We start from the raw sequence: 23245 nt of genomic DNA on the forward strand, positions 1-23245 counted from the left end.
GGGTCAGATTTCCTGGGTGTCTTCTTTCTTGTCGGCGTCCTTGGGCTTTTGCCCTTCGCTGCCGATGGCCTCGCTCAACGCCTGCTGTGCGGCCTTGTTGGTGTCGTCGATGGCCTGCTTGGCCGACTGCGCGGCCTGGTCGAGCATCTGCTGGGCGGATTTCTCGGCCTGCTCGCAACCGGCCAGGGTGAACAGGGCCAAGGCCAGCACCAGCGGCGTGCCGATGGATTTTAGTTGCAGCATGGGTTCCTCGCTTTTCATGTTCCGGCGGCGCACACGGCGCCTGATGGAGTCGCATTCTAAAGAGCGCAACACATCCGGAAAATTCGTATTTTCAGCGGTTATACTTCGGTTTTTACGAATCCGGAACGATACCGATGCTCAACTATCGGCAGTTGCACTACTTCTGGGCCGTGGCCAAGACCGGCAGCATCGCCCGCGCCAGCGAACAGTTGAACCTGACCCCGCAAACCATCAGCGGTCAGATCAGCCTGTTCGAGCAGACCTATGGCCTGGAGCTGTTCCAGCGCGTGGGGCGCCAGCTGGAACTGACCGAAACCGGGCGCCAGACGCTGATCTATGCCGAGCAGATGTTCCAGCTGGGAAGCGAGCTGGAGGCCATGCTGCGGGCCGGCCCGCAGGAGCAGATCCTGTTCCGCGTGGGCGTGGCGGACGTGGTGCCCAAGTCCATCGTCTACCGCCTGCTGGCACCGACCATGGAGCTGGACGACGTTCTGCGCATCAACTGCCGCGAAGACAAGCTCGAACGGCTGCTGGCCGACCTGGCAATCCAGCGCCTGGACCTGGTGATTTCCGACAGCCCTATGCCCAGCCACCTGGACATCAAGGGTTATAGCCAGAAACTGGGCGAGTGTGGGTTGAGCTTCTTCGCCACCCCGGCGCTGGCACACCGCCTGGAAGGCCCCTTCCCCGCCTGCCTGCAGGATGCGCCATTGCTTATCCCCGGGCAGGAAACCGTGGTACGCAGCCGCCTGCTGCGCTGGCTGGGTGAGCAGCAGGTGCAGCCACGCATCGTGGGCGAGTTCGATGACAGTGCCTTGATGCAGGCATTCGGGCAGTCGGGCAGCGGCATCTTCGTCGCGCCCAGCGTGATCGCCGAGGAGGTGTGCCGCCAATATGGCGTGGAGCTGATCGGGCAGACCGAGGCGGTGCATGAGTCGTTCTATGCCATTTCGGTGGAGCGCAAGGTCAAGCACCCGGGAATCGTGGCGATTACCGAGGGGGCACGACGAGAGTTGTTTAACTGGTAACAGGCAGAATTGACGCCCCCGCGTTTCAATGGTCATATGCCCGCCAGTTTCAGGTGCCCTGCGCCGCCGCGCGCAGGGTGAAACGGGAAGCCGGTGCGTCGTGTTGCCCACGACAAGTCCGGCGCTGCCCCCGCAACGGTAAGCGAGCGAACCCTTCGAGATACCACTGTGCACATGCATGGGAAGGTGAAGGTTTCATGCCCCTCGCAAGCCCGGAGACCGGCCTGGAGCTTCACTTGGCAACCCGCGGTGGGCGGGCGCAGGCCGGTATCCGTGCGTGCGCCTGCGTGCACGGTGCGCCTTTGCGTGTTTTCCACCGGGATCCATTCATTCCTGCAGTAGTGGAACGACATGTCCCGTATCTTCAAGCTTCACCCCTTGGCGGCCTGCCTGGCCGTTTCCCTGCCGGCCCTGGCCGATGACCTCGAGCGACAACCACTGGCCCTGCCCTCCACGGCCATCACCGACACCCTAGACAGCCACGCCATCGACCTGACCACACCGACCCAGGCTGGTTCGCGCCTTGGCCTCAGCGCCCTGGAGACACCGGCCAGCACCAGCAGCATCAGCGCCGAACAGATCCAGCAGCGCAACAACCTCACTGTGCAGGACGCGGAGACCCGCTCAGCGGGCATCAGCTACATCGGCTCACCGGGCGACGGCGGCACGGGCCTGTCCGCCCGCGGCTTTACCGGGCACGGCTCGGTGATGACCTTGTTCGACGGCGCACGCCTGTACACCGGTGCCGGCACCCAGACGTTCCCGGTCGACCCGTGGATGGTCGAGCGCATCGATGTCATTCGCGGCCCGGCTTCGGTGCTGTATGGCGAAGGCGCCACCGGGGCGGTGGTCAACGTGATCCCGAAAAAGCCGTTTGCCGGCGAGGTACGCAACCACCTGCGCCTGGGCTACGGTTCGTGGGACCGCCAGCAGCTCGGCCTGGACAGCGGCGGCAGCCTCGGTGAGCGCCTGAGCTACCGCCTGGCCCTGAACCAGCAAACCGGTAACGGTTGGGTCGACCGCACCCCGTCACGCAGCCTGGCGCTGAGCGCCGCGCTGCGCTTCGATGCCAGCGACGACCTCAGCTTCACCCTCGCTCACGACCGTGGCGATGCGCAGCCTGCCAACTACTACGGCACCCCGCTGATCGACGGCCACTACCGCAGCAGCCTGCGCAAGAAGAACTACAACGTGCAGGACGACGTGCAGCACTACGTCGATGAATGGACCCGCCTGAATACCGACTGGACGTTGAACGACCACCTCAGCGCCAGCAACCAGCTTTACTACATCAAGAGCCGCCGTCACTGGCGCAATGCCGAGGAATACAGCTGGGATGCCGGGCGCCAGCAGCTGCTGCGCGGCAGCTATCTGCAGATCAAGCACAACCAGGAACAGTTCGGCGACCGACAGGCCTTCACCCTCGACCACAGGCTGTTTGGCCTGGCCAGCAAGACCGTGGTCGGCGCCGAGTACAACAAGGTCCGCTTCAACGTCGACAGCAACGCGCCCTACAACGATGTGGGCGGTGACTACGTCGAGCCTTGGCAGCCACAACCGGGTTGGTTCCACAGCGCCTCGCCGCTGCGCCCGCAAACGCTCTCTACCACCCACACCTTTGCCCTGTTTGCCGAAAACCGCCTGCAGTTGAGCGATCGCCTGTCGCTGGTCACCGGCGTGCGCCGCGACCAGAACCACATCGACCAGGAAAAACTGACCACCGACAGCCGCAGCGACCGCAGCCTGCAAGGCGGCAACTGGCGTGCCGGGCTGGTGTTCGCGGTCAGCGACGACCTGTCGCTGTATGGCCAGTACTCCACCAGCGAGGATGGGGTCGACAACCTCATCAGCCTCAGCGCCAACCAGATGCACTACGACCTGACCGAGGCCAGGCAGACCGAAGTGGGCCTGAAGCAGCGCTTCTGGGAAGGGCGTGGCGAATGGACATTGGCGGCCTACCACATCGTCAAGAAGAAGCTGCTGGTGGATGACCCGGTCACCCACGAGAAGCAACAGGCTGGCCAGCAGACGTCCGACGGCCTGGAGGCAACCCTGGAACTGGCGCTGGCGCACCAGTGGCAGGTGTCGGCCAACGCGGCGATCGTGCGCGCAAGGTACGACGACTTCGACGAAATGGTCGGCGGCGTGGCGCAGGATCGTGCGGGCAATCGCCCGGCCAATGTCCCGCGGCGTACCGCCAACCTGTGGCTGAGCAAAGGCTTCGGCCAGCGGCTGGAGGCCGGCATTGGCGCGCGTTATGTGGACGAGCGCTATGCCAATACCGCCAACACCCAGAGCGCCCCCGGCTACACCGTGGTCGATGCCGACATCGGCTGGCAGGTGTTGCCGGATGTACGGCTGGGGTTGCAGTTGAACAACCTGTTCGACCGTGAGTATGTGCAGTCGGCGTTCAGTGGCCAGCAGTGGCTGATGGGGATGCCACGGTCGTACTTTGCGACGGTGGATTACAGCTTCTGATCTGAACTGCCTGCACCGGCCTCTTCGCGGGCTTGCCCGCTCCCACAGGAGTACCGCTGCCCTCAGGCCCGATGAGAAACCTTTGTAGGAGCAGCCTTGTGCTGCGAAGAGGCCATAACTGCCACAGAAAAGCTTCTGTCATGCCGCCCCCTTCGCAGCACAAGGCTGCTCCTACAGGTCCGCTGGGTAGCCGCGAAGAGATCGCTCAACACAGAAACCACTACCCGACGCCGAACAAATAGTTATAAGATAACGTTTCAGTTGACATCCATTCCTATCAGCGACCTCCCATGACAAGCGCCAGCGCCAACCCCACCCTGGTCACCCAGCGCCTGCAGAGCATCGACGCCCTGCGCGGCCTGGTAATCCTGTTCATGCTCCTGGACCACGTTCGTGAAACCTTCTTCCTGCACCGCCAGGTCAGTGACCCGATGGCCATTGATACCACCGAGCCCACGCTGTTCTTCAGCCGCACCCTGGCCCACCTGTGCGCGCCGGTGTTCGTCTTGCTGACCGGCCTTTCAGCCTGGCTGTACGGCGAGAAACACCAGGGCCGCGGCGATGTCTCGGCGTTCCTGTTCAAGCGTGGTCTGTTCCTGGTGGTGCTGGAGTTCACCCTGGTCAACTTCGCCTGGACCTTCCAGCTGCCGCCCAGCGTCATCTACCTGCAAGTGATCTGGGCCATCGGCGTGAGCATGATCGCCCTGTCGTTGCTGGTGTGGTTGCCACGTGCCGCCCTGATCGCCGTGGGCGCAATCATCATCGCCGGCCACAACCTGCTCGATGGCCTGCACTTCGGCGTCGAATCCGCCCTGCACGTGCCATGGGCGATCCTGCATGACCGGGGCTGGCTGGAGTTCTCCGAAAACCTGCGCCTGCGCACCTCCTACCCGGTGCTGCCGTGGATCGGGGTCATCGCCCTGGGCTACGGCCTGGGCCCTTGGTTCGCCCGTGCCAGCGAGGCCGGCCAGCGTCAGCATCGCCTGCTGCTGGCCGGGCTGATCGCGCTGCTGGGCTTTGTCGTGCTGCGCCTGGTCAACGGCTACGGCGAGGCGCCGTGGAGCGTTTACCCGACCGTCACGCAAACCCTGATGAGCTTCTTCAACATCACCAAGTACCCGCCATCGCTGCTGTTCCTGGCCCTGACCCTGGGCTGTGGCCTGCTGTTGCTGCGCGCCTTCGAACGCGCCGGCCAGGCCCGCTGGATCAGTGCCCTGGCGGTGTTCGGCGCGGCACCGATGTTCTTCTACCTGCTGCACCTGTATGTGCTGAAGCTGCTGTACCTGGCCAGCGTGGCGCTGTTCGGCCGCAACCATGGTGACTACTTCGGCTTCGATGGCATCGCCGCGGTGTGGCTGGGGGCAGTGCTGCTGGCAGTTTCGCTGTACCTGCCGGTGCGCTGGTTCGCCCGCCTGAAGGCGCGGCGGCGCGACATCACCTGGCTGAAGTACTTCTGAAAAGCGTTTTCACCCGGCGGCACGATGGTCTACCATGCCGGCCGCCGGTTTCCACCACGGAATCAATAGGGAATCCCAGGCCCGCCAGTTCGGGCCAAACGGAACTGCCCCCGCAACTGTAGGTGCCGAGCCTGCTCCATCAATGCCACTGGGCCACGAACCCGGGAAGGCCGGAGCCAGGCCATGACGCACCAGTCAGGAGACCTGCCGGCCCACATTCACCAACCGGCGGGGTGTCCGGGATTGGCCATCAGTGTTGCCCCTGCCGCCAGCTGGGGCTCGGCGATGCCTGTCCGTGCGTTCCTCACCCGAACTGTCCGATAGGAGATCGCCCAGCATGCTGCCCCGTTTTGCCACCCTGCTCGCCGGCCTCGGCCTTACCGGCCTGGCCCAGGCTGCTGCCACCCACTACCCGCTGACGGTCGACAACTGCGGCAAGCCGCAAACCTTCGCCCAGGCGCCGCAACGCGCGGTCACCATTGGCCAGGCCAGTACCGAGATGCTCTACGCGCTGGGGCTGGGCGACAAACTGGCGGCCACCTCGCTGTGGTTCAACAATGTGCTGCCCGAGTACCAGGTGCAGAACGCCAAGGTGCCGCGCCTGGCCGACAACGAGCCCAGCTTCGAGGCGGTAGTGGGCAAGCGCCCGCAACTGGTGACGGTGCAGTTCGAATGGATGGTCGGTGCCCAGGGGGCGGTCGCCACCCGCGAACAGTTCGATGAACTGGGCATCCCCACCTACCTGCTGCCATCGGACTGCGAAGGCAAGGACAACCTGGTGGGTGCCGACGGTACTCGCCTGCAGGCGTTTCAGGTCGACACCCTCTACAAGAGCGTCAGCCAGCTGGCGGCAATCTTCGACGTGCAGGACCGTGGCACAGCCCTGAATGCCGAGCTCAGAGGCCGCCTGGACAGTGCCAAGGCGCAACTGGCCGACAAGGACCTGTCCGCCACCTCGGCGCTGTTCTGGTTCTCCAGCGCCGATCTGCACATCGACCCCTATGTGGCGGGCCGTCAGGGGGTCGCCGATTTCATGCTGCGCACCCTTGGCGTGCGCAACGTGGTCGAGTCCAGCGAAGAATGGCCGACCGTAGGCTGGGAAACCCTGGCCAAGGCCAACCCCACCTGGCTGATCATTGCCCGCATGGACCGCCGCCGCTACCCCGCCGACGACTACCAGAAGAAGCTGGCATTCCTGCGTAGCGACCCGGTAACGCGCAACATGGACGCGGTGAAGCACGACCGCATCATCATCCTCGACGCCGACGCCATGCAGGCCGGCATTCGCTTGTTCAGCGGCCTGCAGACGCTGGCCGCTGCCTTCGCCAGCGGCAAAGCAGCCCAGTAATGATGCGCCTGCTACCCTGCATCGCCGTTGCCCTGGCCGCCCTGTTGGCGGCCCTGCTGGCCGGCACCGCCATCGGCGAAACCAACCTGTCGCCCGGCGTGGTCGGCCAGGTACTGGCCAACCACCTGTGGCAGGCCGGCTACCCGGTCGACCCGATCGACGCCGGCATCGTCTGGAACTACCGCCTGCCCCGCACCCTGGTTGCCGCAGCCTGCGGCGCCGGCCTGGCCACCTGCGGCGTGATCCTCCAGGCACTGTTGCGCAACCCGTTGGCCGAGCCTTACCTGCTGGGCCTGTCTGCCGGCGCCTCGACCGGTGCGGTGCTGGTGGGCCTGCTGGGCTTCGGCAGCCTGGCGCTGAGCATGTCCGGCGGCGCGTTCATCGGTGCCCTGGCAGCGTTCGCTTTGGTTCTGATGCTGGCCCGGGCAGCCGGCCCCAGCAGCAACAATGCCCAGGTGATCCTTGCCGGGATCGCCGGCTCGCAACTGTTCAACGCCCTTACCGCCTTCCTCATCACCATGTCGGCCACCGCCGAGCAGGCGCGCGGCATCCTGTTCTGGCTGCTGGGTAACCTCAGTGGTGTACGTTGGCCTTCGGTGTGGCTGGCCGTGCCAGTTGTACTGTTTGGGCTGTTGGTGTGCCTGTGGCATCGCCGTGCCTTGGATGCCTTCACCTTCGGTGCCGACTCGGCGGCGTCGCTGGGCATCCCGGTGCGGCGTACCCAGTTGCTGCTGATCAGCTGCGCGGCGCTGGTGACCGCGGTGATGGTGTCCATCGTCGGCGCCATCGGTTTTGTCGGGCTGGTGATCCCCCATGCCCTGCGCCTGCTGCTCGGCCCCGGGCACAGCCGCCTGCTGCCCGCCAGCGCATTGGGCGGGGCACTGTTCCTGATTGCCGCCGACATCCTGTCGCGCATCTTGATCCCTGGCCAGGTGATCCCCGTGGGCGTAGTCACGGCGCTGCTCGGCGCACCGGTCTTCGCGCTGATCCTGGTCAGCCGCCGGGGGCGCCCATGACGGTCATGACGGCGCTACAGCTGGCCCCCTTGAGTTGCCAGCACCTGGGGCTGCAACTGGCCGGCAATACCGTGCTCAGCGATATCGAACTGAGCGTTGTCGCCGGTGAAACCCTGGGCATCGTCGGCCCCAACGGTTCCGGCAAGTCCTCGCTGCTGAAGGTGCTGGCCGGGCTGCGCAAGCCAGGCAACGGCAGCGTGCAGTTGCTGGGCGAACCGCTGGCACGGTTGCCCCGCCGCCGTGTCGCCCAGGCCTTGGCGCTGGTCGAACAGCAGGCCGACACCCTTGATGCGATCAGCGTGTTCGATGCCGTTGCCCTGGGCCGTACCCCCTGGCTGTCGGCGCTGGCGCCGTTCTCCGGGGAAGACCGCGCGATCGTCGAGCAGGCCCTGGCCGACCTCGACGCTTTGCACCTGCGCGCACGCCTTTGGGGGTCGCTGTCCGGGGGCGAGCGCCAGCGGGTGCACATCGCCCGAGCCCTGGCACAGCGGCCGCAGGTGCTGCTGCTGGACGAGCCGACCAACCACCTGGATATCCAGCACCAGCTGAGCCTGTTGCAACAGGTGCAGGCCCTGCCGGTAACCACCCTGGTGGCCCTGCACGACCTCAATCAGGCGCTCACCTGCGACCGCGTCGCGGTGCTCGACAAAGGCCGCCTGGTCGCCCTCGGCAAACCGCTCGAGGTGCTCACCCCCGAGCGCCTGCTGAACACTTTCGGCGTGCATGCCCACTACCTCATCGACCCCTTCGACGGCGCGCACATCCTGCGTTTGCGCGCCCCCTGAACAGGAAGTTCTGCCTATGTCGCGCCCTGTCGCCCTGCTGCTCGCCAGCGCCCTGCTCGCGCCCCCTGCGCTGGCCGACTCCGCCCAGTCGCAAAGCAACGGTTTTGTCGAGGATGGCCGCTGGAGCCTGCTCAACCGCAGCGTATTCGACCAACGCGACTACAAGCATGGCGGGCGCAACAGTGCCGGGCGCAACGCCTACAAGCCGCGCGATGAACGTAGCGGCAAGGCCGAGGAATGGGCCTATGGCCTGATGGGCACCTTCCGGTCCGGTTTCACCCAGGGGCTGATCGGTGTCGGGGTCGACGCCCACGCCTACCTGGGCGTGCAACTCGACAGCGGCGGCGGGCGCGTGGGCAAGGCACGCTTGCTCGGGGTGGATAACGAGGGGCACCCGAAGAACGAATACAGCCGTGCCGGCGCGGCATTGAAACTGCGCGTGTCCAATACCGTGCTGTCCTACGGCGAGCAACGGGTCAAGACCCCGGTGTTCAGTTCATCCGATAGCCGCCTGCTACCCGAGACAGCGACCGGGTTCTTCCTTGACAGCACCGAGTTCGACCACCTCAGGCTGGTGGCCGGGCACTTCAACGAAAACACCGACCGCAATGCTTCCAGCCACGATCAAGGCTTCGTGGTGAACTACTCCAATGGCCGCCAAGGCAACAGCTTCGACCTGGCCGGCGTGGTGTGGAACCCCGGCGCCGCCAGCGGTAGCCTGTACACCTCACGTTACCAGGACAGCTGGAACCAGCATTACCTGGGCAGCACCCTAAGCCATGCCCTGGATGAGCGACGCAGCCTCACCCTCGACCTCAACCTGTACCGCACCACCGACACCGGCAAGGCGCTGTCCGGGCGCATCGACAACACCACCTGGAGCCTGGTCTCGCGTTACGACCATGGGCCGCACGGTTTCAGCCTGGGCTGGCAGCAGGTGGACGGCAACACACCGTTCGACTACGTGACGCGAGGGGCGATCTTCATTGCCAACGCGGTGCAGATGTCGGACTTCAACGCGCCAAACGAAAAGTCGTGGCAGGCGCGCTATGACCTGAACATGGGCGCCTACGGCGTGCCGGGGTTGAACCTGACGGCGTTGTACGTGCGCGGGTTCGATATCGACGGCAGCCATGTCGACCCTGCGGGAGGGTATGCCTACCTGGGGTATGGCAAGGGGGGCAAGCATTGGGAGCGCGACCTGGAGGCACGCTATGTGGTGCAGAGCGGCAAGGCCAAAGGCACCGCGTTTTCGCTGCGGCATAACGTGCATCGGGGCAATACGGCACAGGCGGAGCTGGATGGGGACCAGATACGCTTGGCGGTGGAATGGCCGTTGGGGGGTGGGTTCTGATGTTTCGCGTTGCCTGAATGGGGCTGCATTGCAGCCCATCGCGACACAAGGCCGCTCCTACAGGGGATTCGCGCAAAGATCCGGCCAGGCGCGCTCCCTGTAGGAGCGGCCTTGTGTCGCGATGGGCCGCACAGCGGCCCCCAAAATCCATCAGGCGACCACAACTGCCGTATAATCGGCAGCACTCACTGCCCAACCAGGCCACACCATGCCTCGCCTCCAGAAGTTGCTGTTGCCCCTGCTGCTGACTGCAGCCCTCACCGCCTGCGACCAGAAACCCTCCCGCGAAGAACAGATCCTGGCCCAGCTGCCGCTGCAGGATGCCTACACGCACAACATCGGGCGCATGGCCGCGCTGCTCGGCCGCACGCACCCGCAGCTGTCGCAGGCGACCATCCAGGGCGTGCTGCGCAAGCACCTGACGGTCGAGGACCAGCGCCAGGACCTGTTCCGCCTGTACAGCGAAAAGAACTTCAGCGATGCCGAGTTCGCCACCATCGTCGAGGCCACCCGGGACCCGGCGAAGGCCCGCGCCCTGGAAGACACCGAGGCCGGCAAACGCCTGAGCGAGAAGCTCACTGCCCTGATGCGCGAATCGGCCCGCGACGCAAAGGTGCAGGCCTTGGCGCAGCAGCGCATGCAACAGGTTGAAGACGAGCTGGACGCGCTGGAAAACGCAGGCTCCTGAACGCAGTTCCCCACTGCGCCCATAACGCGTAATGTTGCCCACATTTCGTAGCCGGTTTTTGATCACTCGAGGTCAGGATTGCCACACACCAAGCACGGACTGCGCCTGGATCTACGCACACTCATTCTGGTGCTTTGCGCCCTTACCGCCGTGGTGATGCTGTGCGCCAGCTATTTCGCCAGCTACCGGGTGCAACGCCAGTTGCTGATCGACCACGCCCTGGAAGCCAACCGGGTGTATGCGATGAAGCTGGCCAGCATTACCGAGACTTTTATCGACAACGCCTTGCAACAGCTGTCGTTCAGCGCGGGCGTGCAAGGCCGCCAGCTGGGTGACGCCGTCGCCCTGCAGGCGGAGGCCGAGCGTGTCCTGAGCCAGAGCATGGCCTTCAATTCCACGTTCGTGATCGATGCAAACGGGGTGCTGCTGGCGATTTCTCCCGCCCCCTTGCGGCACCTGGTCGGCAGGCACATGCATTCTCCCGGTGTCCAGGAAGCGCTACAGGCGCGCCGCCCACTGGTGTCGACGCCCTACATTTCGGCGGCCAACAACCTGGTGGTGGCGCTGTCGCAACCCATTTACGACAGCAACGGCCGCTACCTGGGGTATGTCGGCGGCAGCCTGTACCTGCGTGAACGCAACATTCTCAACAGCCTGCTGGGCGAGCATTTCTACAAGGACGGTTCCTACCTGTACGTGGTCGACCGCAACCGCCGTCTGCTGTACCACCCCGACAGTCAGCGGGTGGGTACGGTGGTTGAGGGCAATGCACTGATCGACCAGCTGGCGGGCCTGGGCAATGGTACCCGGCAATTGACCAACAGCCTCGGCGTGGAAATGCTCGCCGGATACGCCACCGTGCCCAGCGCCGGTTGGGGAGTGGTGGCGCAGCAGCCGCTGACCCAGACGGTGATGCCACTGAGCCATCTGATCCTCAACGTGGTCGGCACCTCCGCGCCGTTGGCACTCGTGGGCAGCATGCTGCTGTGGTGGCTGGCCATGACCATCGCTCGGCCGCTGTGGCAGCTGGCCGCCGGTGCCCGCTCGATGGATCGGGCCGGCACTGCCGAACGCCTGCATCGGGTACCGGCCTGGTATTTCGAGGCGGCCGAGTTGAAGCGTGCGCTGCTGTTCGGGCTGAACCTGCTGCATGAGCGCATCGGTCGGCTCAACCGCGACGCCCAGACCGACCCGCTGACCGGCCTGGGCAACCGCCGCAGCCTGGAGTTCAGCCTGTCGTTGCTGGAAGCCGAAGGCCGGGCGTTTGCGGCCATCGTGCTGGATGTCGACCATTTCAAGCGGGTAAACGACTGCCACGGGCACGAGGTGGGTGACCAGGTGTTGCGCCGGTTGGCGGAGCTGATGCGCCGCTGCTGCCGCGAGGGTGACCTGCTGTGCCGCACCGGCGGCGAGGAGTTCCTGATGCTGCTGCCAGGGGCTAGCCTGGACGTTGCTGCAGGGGTGGCCGAGCGGCTGCGGCTAACGGTGCAGGATACGCCGGTGGAGCCGGTGGGCGCGGTGACGGTGTCGCTGGGGGTGGCGCATTGGGATGGCGAGGCCGAGAGCGAACCGGGGGATGCGTTCAGCGAGGCTGACCGGGCGCTTTACCGGGCCAAGCAGGAGGGGCGCAATCGGGTGGTTGTTGCCTGAACGCCCTTGCTTGCCTGTTCCGGCCCTTTCGCGGGCACGCCCGCTCCCACAGATGATGCGCCACCCTTGGGGGCAACAGAGTTCCTGTGGGAGCGGGCATGCCCGCGAAAGGGCCGGAACAAACAATAATGAATGGGCAGGTTGTAACATTCATTGTCATGAAACTGTCTTGTTCCAGTCATAGGATTGACCCCAACCTGACATTTTCACTTCATGGATGAACGTCTGATGCGTCGTGTGGTTTTCAATCAGAAAGGTGGCGTCGGCAAGTCCAGCATCGCCTGCAACCTGGCCGCAGCCAGTGCCGCCGAAGGCTATCGGACCTTGCTGGTTGACCTCGACCCGCAGGCCAATGCCACCTACTACCTGACCGGGCTGGTCAATGACGCCATTCCTTCCGGCATCGCCGATTTCTTCCGCCAGACCTTGTCGCCGGTCACCGCTGCCGGCAAGAAGCACCGGGTGGCGATCACCGAGACCCGCTACCGCAACCTGCACCTGGTCACCGCCAGCCCCGACCTCAGCGACCTGCAAGGCAAGCTGGATCGCAAGTTCAAGATCAACAAGCTGCGCAAGCTGCTGGTGGAGCTGGGCGAGGACTACGAGCGGATCTACATCGACACACCACCGGCGCTCAACTTCTATACCTTCAGCGCGCTGGTAGCGGCCGAGCGGCTGTTGATTCCGTTCGACTGCGACAGTTTCTCGCGCCAGGCCCTGCGCAACGTCATGGCCGAGGTCGAAGAACTGCGCCAGGACCACAACCCGGCGCTGCTGGTGGAAGGTGTTGTGGTCAACCAGTTCGCCGAGCGCACCGCACTGCACCAGACCCTGGTCGAGCAATTGCGCAGCGAGGGCATGCCGGTGCTGCCGGTATACCTTAGCCATTCGATCAAGATGCGTGAGTCGCACCATGCCTCGGTGCCGCTGGTGCACCTGGCGCCGCGGCACAAGTTGGCGCTGGAGTTCGTCGATTTGCTGGATGTACTGGAGCGTGCGGCCTGACAGAACCCCAGGGCGCAAAGCGCCGCAAAAATATCAAGGCCGAAGCACTACCCGACCGTTCGTCCGGGTGGTAGATTCGCCGCCATGAAAACCACCCGGCACACCCGCACGCTGACCGCCTGGACGCTCTACGCCAGCGTCCTGTTCAGCCTGGTTCTGTGTGGCCTGCACCATGGCCAGATGGGTGGCCTGCGCCTGGCCGGCCTGGAAGGCGGTTTCTGCTCGATCAACAGCGAACACGGCGTAGCCATCGACCTGGAAGGCGCTGGCGGCGACCAGCACATGGCCCAGCTCGATTGCCCGGTGTGCTCCTCGTTCGGCCTGGCCGTGCCGCTCAGCAGCAGCGGCTGGTCGTTCACCCCGGCGCAAGCCGTGGCCACCTCGCCCATCGTGGTGCGCAGCTGGGCGCAACCGCCGCCGCGTTATCAGCGCCCCGCCCTCAACCCCCGCGCCTCCCCTGCCACCTTCCCCGCAGCCGTACCTCATTTCGCCTGACCTCAGCCGGGCGCGCCTGACTGTGCGCGTTCGCGGTCAGCCATGACCTTTGCGTGGAAGACACACCAACATGCTTCGCAAAACCTCCCTGGTGCTCCTCATGGGCACCTGCAACCTTGCCTGGGCGGATGCTGCCCCGGTAGAACTGAGCGCCACCACCATCGACGGTGAACGCGACGCCGCCAGCGGCGTGCAACTGGACGAGCCGATCCGCACTGGCTCGCGCCTGGGCCTCACCGCGCGGGAAACGCCAGCCTCGGTCAGCGTCTCGGACCGCCGCCTGATCGAAGAGCGCGGCGCCAAGGACAGCCAGGACGTGATCAACGCCATGACCGGCGTCAACGCCTCGGCCAACCCGGGCTTTGGCGGCTTCGTCGCCTACCGCGGCTTCACCCAGAACCAGGTCACCCAGTTGTACAACGGCATAAACCTGGGCTACAGCAGCGCCACCCGGCCAGTGGATGCCTGGGTACTCGACCGCGTCGAATTGATTGGCGGGCCGTCGTCGTTCCTGCATGGTGCCGGCGCGGTCGGCGGCTCGATCAACTACATCACCAAGTTGGCCAGCCGCGATCAGCAGACCATCGACGGCCGTATCCGCCATGGCAGCTTCGACGACAGCGAAGTGGCGTTCGGCATCAACCAGGCTCTGGCCAGCAACCCCGCCGATGCCCGCCACTTCATGCGCCTGGACTTCAGCCGCGGGCAGGGCAACGGCTACATCGACCGCAACGAACGGCACACAGACAGCCTGGTTTTTTCGTTGCTGAGCGACCTCACGCCCAACCTCACCCACACCCTGGCGCTGGAATACCAGGAAGACCGCGAAGACAGCCCTTACTGGGGCTCGCCGATCCTGCCCGGGCGCAGCACGATGAAGATCGACAACAGCCGTCGCTTCGAAAACTACAACGTCGGCGACGGGCGCTATGAGCAGCGGGTACGCTGGCTACGCTCGATCCTCGACTACCAGCTCAGCGACAGCACCAGCGTGCAGAACACGCTGTACCACTACAACGCCCAGCGCGACTACCGCAACCTCGAACGCTACAGCTACACCAGCGATGGCAAGGTACGACGCAGCAGCCCTTACCTGCAGCGCCACGACCAGAACCTGCTGGGCGACCGCATCGAGCTGCGCCACGACAACCAGCTGTTCGGCCTGGCCAGCCAGTGGTCGCTGGGGCTGGAGTACTCGCGCATGCGCCAGACCCTCTACCCCACCTCAAGCAGCTGGAGCGACGTGGTCGATGCCGAGCACTTCGCCCCCGGCAGCTTCGACGACATCCCCGGGGTGAATGCCGGCCTGACCAAGCAACGCCGTCACGAGGTGACCAACCGCGCGGTGTTTGCCGAAAACCGCCTGCAACTCACCGAACGCCTGGCCCTGCTGACCGCCCTGCGCTACGACTACCTGGACATGCAGGTGACCAACTACGGCGCGGTGACGCCAACCTCGCCGGCGTTCTTCGAACGCCGCTGGGAACCGCTTTCCGGGCGTATCGGCCTGACGTATGCGCTGACCCCGTCCGCCAGCGTCTATGCGCAGTACAGTACCTCTGCCGACCTGCCGGCAGGCTCGCTGGCGGCGGCGACCTATTCCAACGTCGGGATGTTCGACCTGTCCAAGGGCGAGCAGTGGGAAGTGGGCAGCAAGTTCGACTTTCTCGACGGGCGCGGTGCGGCCACGCTGGCGCTATACCAGATCGTGCGCAAGGACTTTGCCGTGCGCGACTCCAACGACGCCAACCTCACGGTCCAGGCAGGGCAGCAGACCTCCCGCGGCGTCGAGCTGTCCGGGCGCCTGCAGGTGACGCCGAAGCTGCTGGCCGAGGCCAACTATGCCTATGTCGATGCGCAGTACGACGAGTTCAACGAGGCGGTCAACGGCGTGTCGGTGTCGCGCAAGGGCAACGCACCGGTGAACGTACCGGCCAACGTCGCCAACCTGTGGCTGACGTACAGCCTGACCCCGGCGTGGTCGGTGGGGGCAGACGGGCGCTACGTGGGTTCGGTGTATGCCGACAATGCCAACAGCCTCAAGGCCCCGGCCTACACCCTGTTCGGCGCGTTCGCCCGCTACCGGCTGGATGAACACACCACGCTCACCGGTCGGGTACGCAACCTGACCGACGAGGTGTATGCCAAGCAGGCCTACAACAGCCAGTACTACATGGGGCCGCCGCGCACCTTCGAACTGGCGCTGGACATGCGCTTCTGAGCGCATGGCCTGTCTTGCATGAACATCCCGGCCTGCATTGGCTCTTGTGGGAGCGGCCTTGCGTCGCGAAAGGGTCGCAGAGCGGCCCCGGCGATGTCAGTAGCGAAGCTGCAATCGAGGGGCTGCTGCGCAGCCCTTTCGCGACACAAGGCCGCTCCTACAGTGGACCGTGCCAAGCGAACAGCTCGCGGTTGAATCAGGTATCCCGAGGTCGCCCTCGACAAAGCGTCCTCCAGCACCCGGCGATCTACTGGCAAGCACAACAATGATGGCGCGGCCCGACCGCGCCACTTTCATCATGCCTGCCCATGGAACCGGAGAGCACTCGCATGCCCACACCTCACGAGGTATCCCCCGCCACCCTGCGCCGGGTGATCGCCGCCTCGGCCATCGGCAATTTCGTCGAATGGTTCGACTTCGCCGTCTACGGCTTTCTCGCAACCCTGATCGCCAGCCAGTTCTTCGCCAGCGAAGACGCCAGCGTGGCCTTGCTGAAGACCTTTGCGGTGTTCGCCGTGGCCTTCGCCCTGCGCCCGCTGGGCGGCATCGTGTTCGGCGCGCTGGGTGACCGCCTGGGGCGCAAGCGCATCCTGTCGCTGACCATCCTGCTGATGGCCGGCTCCACTACCCTCATCGGCCTGCTGCCGACCTACGCCAGCATCGGCCTGGCAGCCCCCGCGCTGCTGACCCTGGCGCGCTGCCTGCAGGGCTTTTCTGCCGGTGGCGAGTATGCCGGGGCCTGCGCCTACCTGATGGAGCACGCGCCCAACGACAAGCGCGCCTTCTATGGCAGCTTCGTGCCGGTGTCGACCTTTTCCGCCTTTGCCTGCGCGGCGGTGATCGCTTATGGCCTGGAAGCCAGCCTGTCGGCCGAGGCGATGAATGCATGGGGTTGGCGCGTTCCGTTCCTGATCGCCGCGCCGTTGGGGCTGGTCGGCCTGTACCTGCGCTGGCGCATGGAAGAAACACCGGCGTTCCGCGAAGCCATCGCCCAAGGCAAGGAGCATGAACATTCGCCGCTCAAGGAAACCCTGCGCAACCATGGCCGGGCTATCCGCAACCTGGGGGCTTTCATTTCGCTGACCGCGCTGTCGTTCTACATGTTCACCACCTACTTCGCCACCTACCTGCAACTGGTCGGCAACCTGACCCGCGCGCAATCGCTGCTGGTAACCACCGTGGCCCTGCTGTTCGCCGCAGTCGGCTGCCCGCTGGCCGGAGCGTTCTCGGACCGCGTGGGGCGACGCAAGACCATCGGCTTTACCTGCCTGTGGGTGATGCTGTGCGTGTTCCCCGCGTACTGGCTGGCCAGTTCCGGCTCGATGCCCGGTGCACTGCTGGGAGTGATCCTGCTGGCGGTGGGAGCGCTGTGCAGTGGCGTGGTCACGGCGGCATTGCTGTCGGAAAGCTTCCCCACCCGCACCCGCTATACCGCTTCGGCAATTACCTACAACGTGGCCTATACGCTGTTTGGCGGCACTGCGCCGCTGGTGGCGACCTGGCTGATCGGGCAGACCGGCAGCAGCCTGGCACCGGCGTTCTACCTGGTGGTGATTGCGCTGGTGGCTTTGGTGGGTGGTTTGGCGTTGCCGGAGACTTCGCGGATTTCGTTGCATGATGAGGCTGGGGGCGACGGTGCAAGGGCTGGGGCTCGTCGTACTGTTTGAGAATTTGGGGCCGCTTTGCGGCCCATCGCGACACAAGGCCGCTCCTACAAGGGATCGCGTCAATTTGCGGCTGATGCGGTCCCCTGTAGGAGCGGCCTTGTGTCGCGATGGGCTGCAAAGCAGCCCCAAAACGCTCACCCCTCCTGCACCTCTTCGCGCCGATACGCCCACTGATACAACGCAGGCAACACCAGCAAGGTCAGTGCGGTGGACGACAGAATCCCGCCAATCACAACGGTCGCCAGCGGCCTTTGCACCTCGGCCCCGGTCCCGGTAGCCAAGGCCATCGGGATGAACCCCAGCGACGCCACCAGTGCCGTCATCAGCACCGGCCGCAAGCGCGTCAGCGCGCCCTCCTCGACCGCTGCCCGCAGCGTGCGCCCCTCCTCCCGCAAGCTACGGATAAAGGCGATCATCACCAGCCCGTTGAGCACCGCCACCCCCGACAAGGCAATGAACCCCACGCCAGCGGATATGGACAACGGAATGTCGCGCAACCACAGCGCCAGCACCCCGCCGGTAAGGGCGAACGGGATGCCGGTGAACACCAGCAGGCCATCCCTGAGGTTGTTGAACATCATCAGCAACAGCGCCATGACCAACAGCAAGGCCACCGGCACCACCACCTGCAGGCGCTCGGCCGCCGACTGCAGCTGCTCGAACTGGCCGCCCCAGCGGGTCCAGTAACCCGGCGGTATCTGCACCTGCTGGATCAGCGTCTGTTCTGCCTCCTCGACGAACGAGCCCAGGTCACGCCCGCGCACGTTGGCACTGACCACCACCACCCGCTTGCCATCCTCGCGGCTGACCTGGTTCGGCCCCAGCTGCAGGTTCAGCGTGGCTACCTGCGACAGCGGAATGAAGCCGATTTGCCCGGCACCCGCAGCAGCACTGGCCGGCACCGGAATCAGCAGGCTGGCCAGCCCGTCGACATCGGTGCGCAGGGTTTCCGAAAGGCGCACCACCATGTCGAAACGGCGGTCACCTTCGTACAGCGTACCGGCGGTGCGGCCACCCACGGCAATGGCAATGGCGTCCTGCACATCGCCCACGTTCAGGCCATGGCGGGCCGCCTTGTCGCGGTCGATATCGATGGTCAGCACCGGCAGGCCGGTAGTCTGCTCGACCTTTACCTCGGACGCGCCCGGCACGCCTTGCAGGCTGCTGGCGATCTGCGCTGCGGTGCGGTTGAGCACGTCCATGTCATCACCAAACAGCTTCACCGCCACATCGCTGCGCACACCGGAAATCAGCTCGTTGAAGCGCAGCTGGATCGGCTGCGACAGCTCGTGGTTGCTGCCCGGCACGCTGGCGGCGGCGCGTTGTACCTCGGCGATCAGCTCATCACGCGGCTTGCCCGGGTCGCCCCATTGCTCACGCGGACGCAGCATCACATAGGCGTCGGAAATGTTCGGCGGCATCGGGTCGGAGGCGATCTCGGCGGTGCCGGTGCGAGCGAACACCCGTTCCACTTCCGGCACCTGGGCGATGATCGCCTGTTCCAGGCGCTGCTGCATGTCGACCGACTGCGACAGGCTGGTGCCCGGCACGCGCAGGGCCTGCAGGGCAAAGTCGCCTTCGCTGAGGCTGGGGATGAACTCGCTGCCCATGCGGCTGGCCATCACCCCGGACAGCAACACCAAGGTAGCGGCGGCAGCGAATGCCAGCTTGCGCCGGCCCAGCACCCAGGCCAGCACCGGGGCATAGCGCTGACGCGCCGTGCGCATTACCAGGCCCTCCTCTTCCTTGACCTTGCCGGTGACGAACAGGGCAATGGCCGCCGGCACGAAGGTGACCGAGAGGATCATGGCACCAAGCAGGGCGATGACCACGGTAAAGGCCATAGGGTGGAACATCTTGCCCTCCACCCCGGTCAGGGCAAAGATCGGCAGGTACACCACCATGATGATCAGCTGGCCGTAGATCAGCGGCCGGCGCGCCTCACGGGCGGCAGCGAACACTTCATGGAAGCGCTCGGTGCGGGTCAGCATGCGGCCATGGCGTTGCTGGGCGTGGGCCAGGCGGCGGATGGCATTCTCCACGATCACCACCGCGCCGTCGACGATGATGCCGAAGTCCAGGGCGCCCAGGCTCATCAGGTTGGCGCTGACCTTGTTGCTGAACATGCCGGTGAAGGTAAACAGCATCGACAACGGAATGACCATGGCGGTGATCAATGCAGCGCGGATGTTGCCCAGGAACAGGAACAACACGGCGATGACCAGGATGGCGCCCTCGACCAGGTTCTTCTTCACCGTGGCGATGGCTTTTTCCACAAGGTTGGTGCGGTCGTACACCGTCACCGCGACCACGCCCTTGGGCAGGTTGCGGTTGATCTCGACCAGCTTGGCGGCGACCGCCTGGGCCACCGTGCGGCTGTTCTCGCCAATCAGCATGAACACCGTGCCCAGCACCACTTCCCGGCCGTTTTCGGTGGCCGCGCCCGAGCGCAGCTCTTCGCCCAGGCCGACCTGGGCAACATGGCTGACGCGGATTGGCGTGCCATCGACACTGGAGATGACGATATTGGCGATGTCCTCGGCCGACGCCACCTGGCCTGGCGCGCGAATCAGCAACTGCTCGCCATTGCGCTCGATGTAGCCGGCGCCGACGTTGGCGTTGTTGCGTTCCAGCGCCGCGATCAGGTCGTTGAGGGTGAGTTTGTAGGCCGCCAGGCGCTTGGGCTCCGGCGCAATCAGGTACTGCTTGGCATGGCCACCGATGCTGTTGACCTCGGCCACCCCGGGCACGTTGCGCAACTGCGGCTTGATGATCCAGTCCTGGATTACCCGCAAGTCGGTCGGGGTGTAGGGTGTGCCGTCTTCCTTCAGCGCGCCCTGCTCGGCTTCCACCGTCCACAGGAAGATTTCACCTAGCCCGGTGGAAATCGGCCCCATACCCGCTTCGATGCCGGCGGGCAACTGCTCACGCGCCACTTGCAGGCGCTCGTTGACCAGTTGGCGGGCGAAGAACAGGTCGGTGCCGTCGTCGAAAATGACCGTGACCTGCGACAGGCCCGAGCGCGACAGCGAGCGGGTCTGCTTGAGCCCGGGCAGGCCGGCCATGGCGGTCTCGATGGCGAAGGTGATGCGCTGCTCGGTCTCCAGCGGCGAATAGCCAGGTGCGGCGGTATTGATCTGCACCTGGACGTTGGTGATGTCCGGTACAGCGTCGATCGGCAGTTTCTGGTAGCTGTGGATACCCACCGCGGCCATCAGGACCACGGCCAGCATCACCACCAGGCGTTGCTCGATGGCGAATTGGATCAGGCGTTCGAACATGCAGGTGTCCCCGTGATCAATGGCTGTGCTCGGCCGAGCCCTTGCCCAGCTCGGACTTGAGGACAAAGCTGCCGGCAGCGGCCACCTGGGTTCCGGCGGCAAGGCCGGTGGTGATTTCCACCAGGCCGGCGTCGCGGCGGCCGGCCTTCACCGGGCGGGCCTCGAAGCCTTCCTCGGTACGGGCAAACACCACGGTCTGCTCTTCCCAGGATTGCAATGCGCTTTCCGGTACCACCACGGCGGCGTTGAAGCGTTCGACGCTGACCGCGACGTTGACGAACAACCCAGGGCGCCAGGCGCCGTTGGGGTTGGCCAGCGTGGCGCGGACAGTGGCGGCACGGTTCTGCTCGCCGAGCAGGCTGCCGACGTAGTTGACCTTGCCCTCGACCCGGGCACCCAGGTCCGGCGCGCTGACCGTGACATTGCGGCCGGTGGTCACCTTGTCCAGGTCGCGCGGGGCGACGGCGAAGGTGGCCCAGACCCGGCTCAGGTCAGACAGGGTGAAGGCATTGCTGGTCTCATCGACCACCTCACCCACGGTCAGGTGCTTTTCCACCACCACTGCATCGAACGGCGCGCGCAGTTCATAGCGGTTGCCGGCACCGGCCGGGCCCACGGCGGCGACCTTCTGCCGGGCGTTGGCCAAGGCAATCTCTGCTTCCTGCAACGCCTGACGGGCCTGCAGGTAATCCTGCTCGGCGCTGATCCGCTCCTGCCACAGCTGCTGTTCGCGCTGGAAGGTCAGGCGCGCCAGTTCCAGGCGGCGCTGGGCAGCCTGTTGTTCGCTGCGCAGGTCGGAAATCTGCTGGCTGGCAATTACCGCCAGCACCTGACCACGCTTGACCGCCTGGCCCAGTTCGGCTTGCACCGACTCGACCACACCGGGCACACGTGGCACGACGTGGGCAGTGCGATCCTCGTCGAAGCGGATTTCACCCGGGAAGCTGATGGCGGTGCCCAGTTCACGAGGGCCGGCATCGGCCAGTTGCACACCGGCAGCTTCGATCTGGGCGATGGACAGGTGCAGCTTGCCCGCCTCTTCTTCGTGACCTTCGCCGGCCTGTTCCTCGCCGTGGCCGTGGCTGTCTTCGCCGTGGTCGTCGTGCCGGGCTTCAGTGCTTGATGCGTTGCCGAGGTTGCCGGTCCAGGCCAGGCCACCCAGGCCAAGCGCGGCAATGGCGGCAGCCAGAAGGGCTATCTTGCGTGGATTAGTCATTGTTGCTCCTGCTGTTCAATTTGTTGCTCAGCTCATCGAGGTCGCCATAGATCCGCTCGACCTGTGCCCGCGCGTCGGTCGCCGAGGCCAGCGCCTCGAGGTACAGCCCGCGTGCCTCGATCAGCGTGCGCTGGGCGTCGAGTACATCGAGAAAGGCGAACTTGCCCATTTCGAAACCGCGTGTGGCGGTGTCCACGGCCTGCTGGGCAGAAGGCAGGATGGTGCGGTCATAGGCCTGCACTTCCTGCATGGCCGTGGTCCACTGGCTGACGGCGCTGCGGGTTTCACTGCGCAGGCGCAGCTCCACGGCGTTGCGCAGGTCACGCGCCTGGTCGGCACGGCGGGCCGCGGCCAGCACGTTGCCCTGGTTGCGGTCGAACAGCGGCAAGGGCATCGACAGGCCCACCACATTGACCCGCTCGCGGTCTTCGCGGCTGTATTGGCTGCCAAGGCTGACGGTGAGGTTGGGAATACGCAGGGCCTTTTCCGATCCCAGGGACGCTTCGCCGCGCTCGACCTGGGCGGCGGCCAGGCGCCATTCGGCCGTTTGCTCGACCTGGTCGAGCAGAGCATCGGCGCTGGGTGCATCACCGGGGGACAGGTTGGCTGCCTGCAACTGGTCGAAGCTTGCCAGCGGGCTGCCGGTCAACCGTGCCAGGGCCTGGTAGGCCACACTGCGCTGGGTTTGCGCACGGCGCACTTCAGCCTGGGCCTGGGCCAACTGCACCTGGGCCCGGGTGGCCTCGACGGGCGATGACTGGCCAGCGGTCACCCGCCCCTGCACCACTCGCAGCCCACGCTCGGTCAACGCCTGCGATTGCTGCGCCAAATCCAGCGCGGTCTGTGCGCGCAGGGCCGCGTGGAAGGCCTGTATCACATCGGCGCGCAGGCCGTTGCGCTGGCGTTCCAGGTCCAGCAGGGCAATGGCCTGGCCAGCACCGGCCACGGCGATGCGTGCGCCGCGCTTGCCGCCCAACTCCAGCGGTTGGCTGAGGGTGACAGTGGTGGTGCTGGTGTCACGGCGGGTGTCCTCGACCTCCCAGGACAGCTCCGGGTTGGGGATCAGCCCGGCCTGGCGCCGTTCGCCATCGGCAATGCCGATTTCCCGTCCGGCTGCGGCCAGCTCCGGGTTCTGAGCAAAGGCGGCGTCTAGCGCCTGGGGCAGGCTCAGGCTCTGGCTGGCCTGGGCAGTGCCGGCGCCAGCCAGCAACAGGCAGAGCAAGGCGGTCTTGCGGGGGATGGGCACGAAACAGTCCTCGTCGGCGAGATTTGCCGAGGGACTGTAGAAAGCCGCGCTTATCGGGGCGGTGGCG

At 65.4% G+C, this 23245-nt stretch carries 17 protein-coding genes and 2 riboswitches; of the genes, 13 read left to right on the forward strand and 4 right to left on the reverse strand.

Annotated features, from left to right (window positions below):
• Window positions 1-3: 3 nt before the first annotated feature.
• The gene (locus IMX18_RS14705; protein WP_085663444.1) at window positions 4-243 is read right to left on the reverse strand and encodes a hypothetical protein; all 240 of its coding nucleotides are present in this window, start codon (window positions 241-243) and stop codon (window positions 4-6) included.
• 134 nt (window positions 244-377) lie between these two features.
• On the opposite strand from IMX18_RS14705, the gene nhaR reads away from it, so the two are divergent.
• The 13 genes from nhaR to IMX18_RS14770 all read left to right on the forward strand — a co-directional run bounded on the left by nhaR (window position 378) and on the right by IMX18_RS14770 (window position 17435).
• Complete coding sequence (nhaR, locus tag IMX18_RS14710) at window positions 378-1271, forward strand: transcriptional activator NhaR (RefSeq protein ID WP_054572694.1); 894 nt, start codon at window positions 378-380, stop codon at window positions 1269-1271.
• Window positions 1272-1305: 34 nt separating this feature from the next.
• Window positions 1306-1513, forward strand: a riboswitch (cobalamin riboswitch).
• A 109-nt stretch (window positions 1514-1622) separates the two neighbouring features.
• Window positions 1623-3749, forward strand: a complete 2127-nt coding sequence (locus IMX18_RS14715; RefSeq protein WP_191472912.1) for a TonB-dependent receptor — start codon at window positions 1623-1625, stop codon at window positions 3747-3749.
• A gap of 290 nt (window positions 3750-4039) precedes the next feature.
• Entirely contained in the window at window positions 4040-5206 is a 1167-nt protein-coding gene (locus IMX18_RS14720) for an acetyltransferase domain-containing protein (protein WP_137137329.1), read from the forward strand.
• Between the two features lie 28 nt (window positions 5207-5234).
• A riboswitch (cobalamin riboswitch) is annotated at window positions 5235-5432 on the forward strand.
• Window positions 5433-5543: 111 nt separating this feature from the next.
• Window positions 5544-6554, forward strand: a complete 1011-nt coding sequence (locus IMX18_RS14725) for an ABC transporter substrate-binding protein (protein ID WP_015269777.1) — start codon at window positions 5544-5546, stop codon at window positions 6552-6554.
• Window positions 6554-7570, forward strand: coding sequence for a FecCD family ABC transporter permease (locus tag IMX18_RS14730; protein ID WP_054572697.1), 1017 nt, complete (start codon window positions 6554-6556; stop codon window positions 7568-7570). Before IMX18_RS14725 ends, IMX18_RS14730 begins: the two co-directional genes overlap by 1 nt.
• Window positions 7567-8355 carry an ABC transporter ATP-binding protein gene (locus IMX18_RS14735; RefSeq protein ID WP_191472914.1) on the forward strand — a complete coding sequence of 263 codons (789 nt, stop codon included), beginning with the start codon at window positions 7567-7569 and terminating at the stop codon, window positions 8353-8355. Before IMX18_RS14730 ends, IMX18_RS14735 begins: the two co-directional genes overlap by 4 nt.
• Before the next feature lie 16 nt (window positions 8356-8371).
• Entirely contained in the window at window positions 8372-9709 is a 1338-nt protein-coding gene (locus tag IMX18_RS14740; RefSeq protein WP_217190595.1) for an OprD family porin, read from the forward strand.
• Between the two features lie 208 nt (window positions 9710-9917).
• A complete protein-coding gene (locus tag IMX18_RS14745; RefSeq protein ID WP_217190593.1) occupies window positions 9918-10397 on the forward strand; it encodes a hypothetical protein in 480 nt (159 codons plus the stop codon).
• Window positions 10398-10475: 78 nt separating this feature from the next.
• The gene (locus IMX18_RS14750; RefSeq protein ID WP_054572701.1) at window positions 10476-12047 is read left to right on the forward strand and encodes a sensor domain-containing diguanylate cyclase; all 1572 of its coding nucleotides are present in this window, start codon (window positions 10476-10478) and stop codon (window positions 12045-12047) included.
• A 228-nt stretch (window positions 12048-12275) separates the two neighbouring features.
• Window positions 12276-13052, forward strand: coding sequence for a ParA family protein (locus IMX18_RS14755; protein ID WP_217190590.1), 777 nt, complete (start codon window positions 12276-12278; stop codon window positions 13050-13052).
• A gap of 84 nt (window positions 13053-13136) precedes the next feature.
• A complete protein-coding gene (locus IMX18_RS14760; protein ID WP_013971980.1) occupies window positions 13137-13547 on the forward strand; it encodes a DUF2946 family protein in 411 nt (136 codons plus the stop codon).
• A gap of 70 nt (window positions 13548-13617) precedes the next feature.
• On the forward strand, window positions 13618-15768 hold the full coding sequence (locus IMX18_RS14765) for a TonB-dependent receptor (protein ID WP_217190588.1): 2151 nt from the start codon (window positions 13618-13620) through the stop codon (window positions 15766-15768).
• A gap of 329 nt (window positions 15769-16097) precedes the next feature.
• Window positions 16098-17435 (forward strand): MFS transporter, encoded by a 1338-nt coding sequence (locus IMX18_RS14770; RefSeq protein ID WP_015269770.1) that lies wholly within the window; start codon window positions 16098-16100, stop codon window positions 17433-17435.
• A gap of 134 nt (window positions 17436-17569) precedes the next feature.
• On the opposite strand, the gene IMX18_RS14775 is transcribed toward IMX18_RS14770, so the two are convergent.
• From IMX18_RS14775 to IMX18_RS14785, 3 genes are read right to left on the reverse strand one after another with little or no spacing between them, the layout of a single operon-like run.
• A complete protein-coding gene (locus IMX18_RS14775) occupies window positions 17570-20716 on the reverse strand; it encodes an efflux RND transporter permease subunit (RefSeq protein ID WP_054572703.1) in 3147 nt (1048 codons plus the stop codon).
• 16 nt (window positions 20717-20732) lie between these two features.
• A complete protein-coding gene (locus tag IMX18_RS14780) occupies window positions 20733-21932 on the reverse strand; it encodes an efflux RND transporter periplasmic adaptor subunit (RefSeq protein ID WP_015269768.1) in 1200 nt (399 codons plus the stop codon).
• Complete coding sequence (locus IMX18_RS14785; RefSeq protein WP_015269767.1) at window positions 21925-23178, reverse strand: TolC family protein; 1254 nt, start codon at window positions 23176-23178, stop codon at window positions 21925-21927. Before IMX18_RS14785 ends, IMX18_RS14780 begins: the two co-directional genes overlap by 8 nt.
• Between the last annotated feature and the right edge of the window lie 67 nt (window positions 23179-23245).

The sequence above is a fragment of the Pseudomonas shirazica genome (assembly GCF_015168335.1).
GTDB lineage: Bacteria > Pseudomonadota > Gammaproteobacteria > Pseudomonadales > Pseudomonadaceae > Aquipseudomonas > Aquipseudomonas asiatica.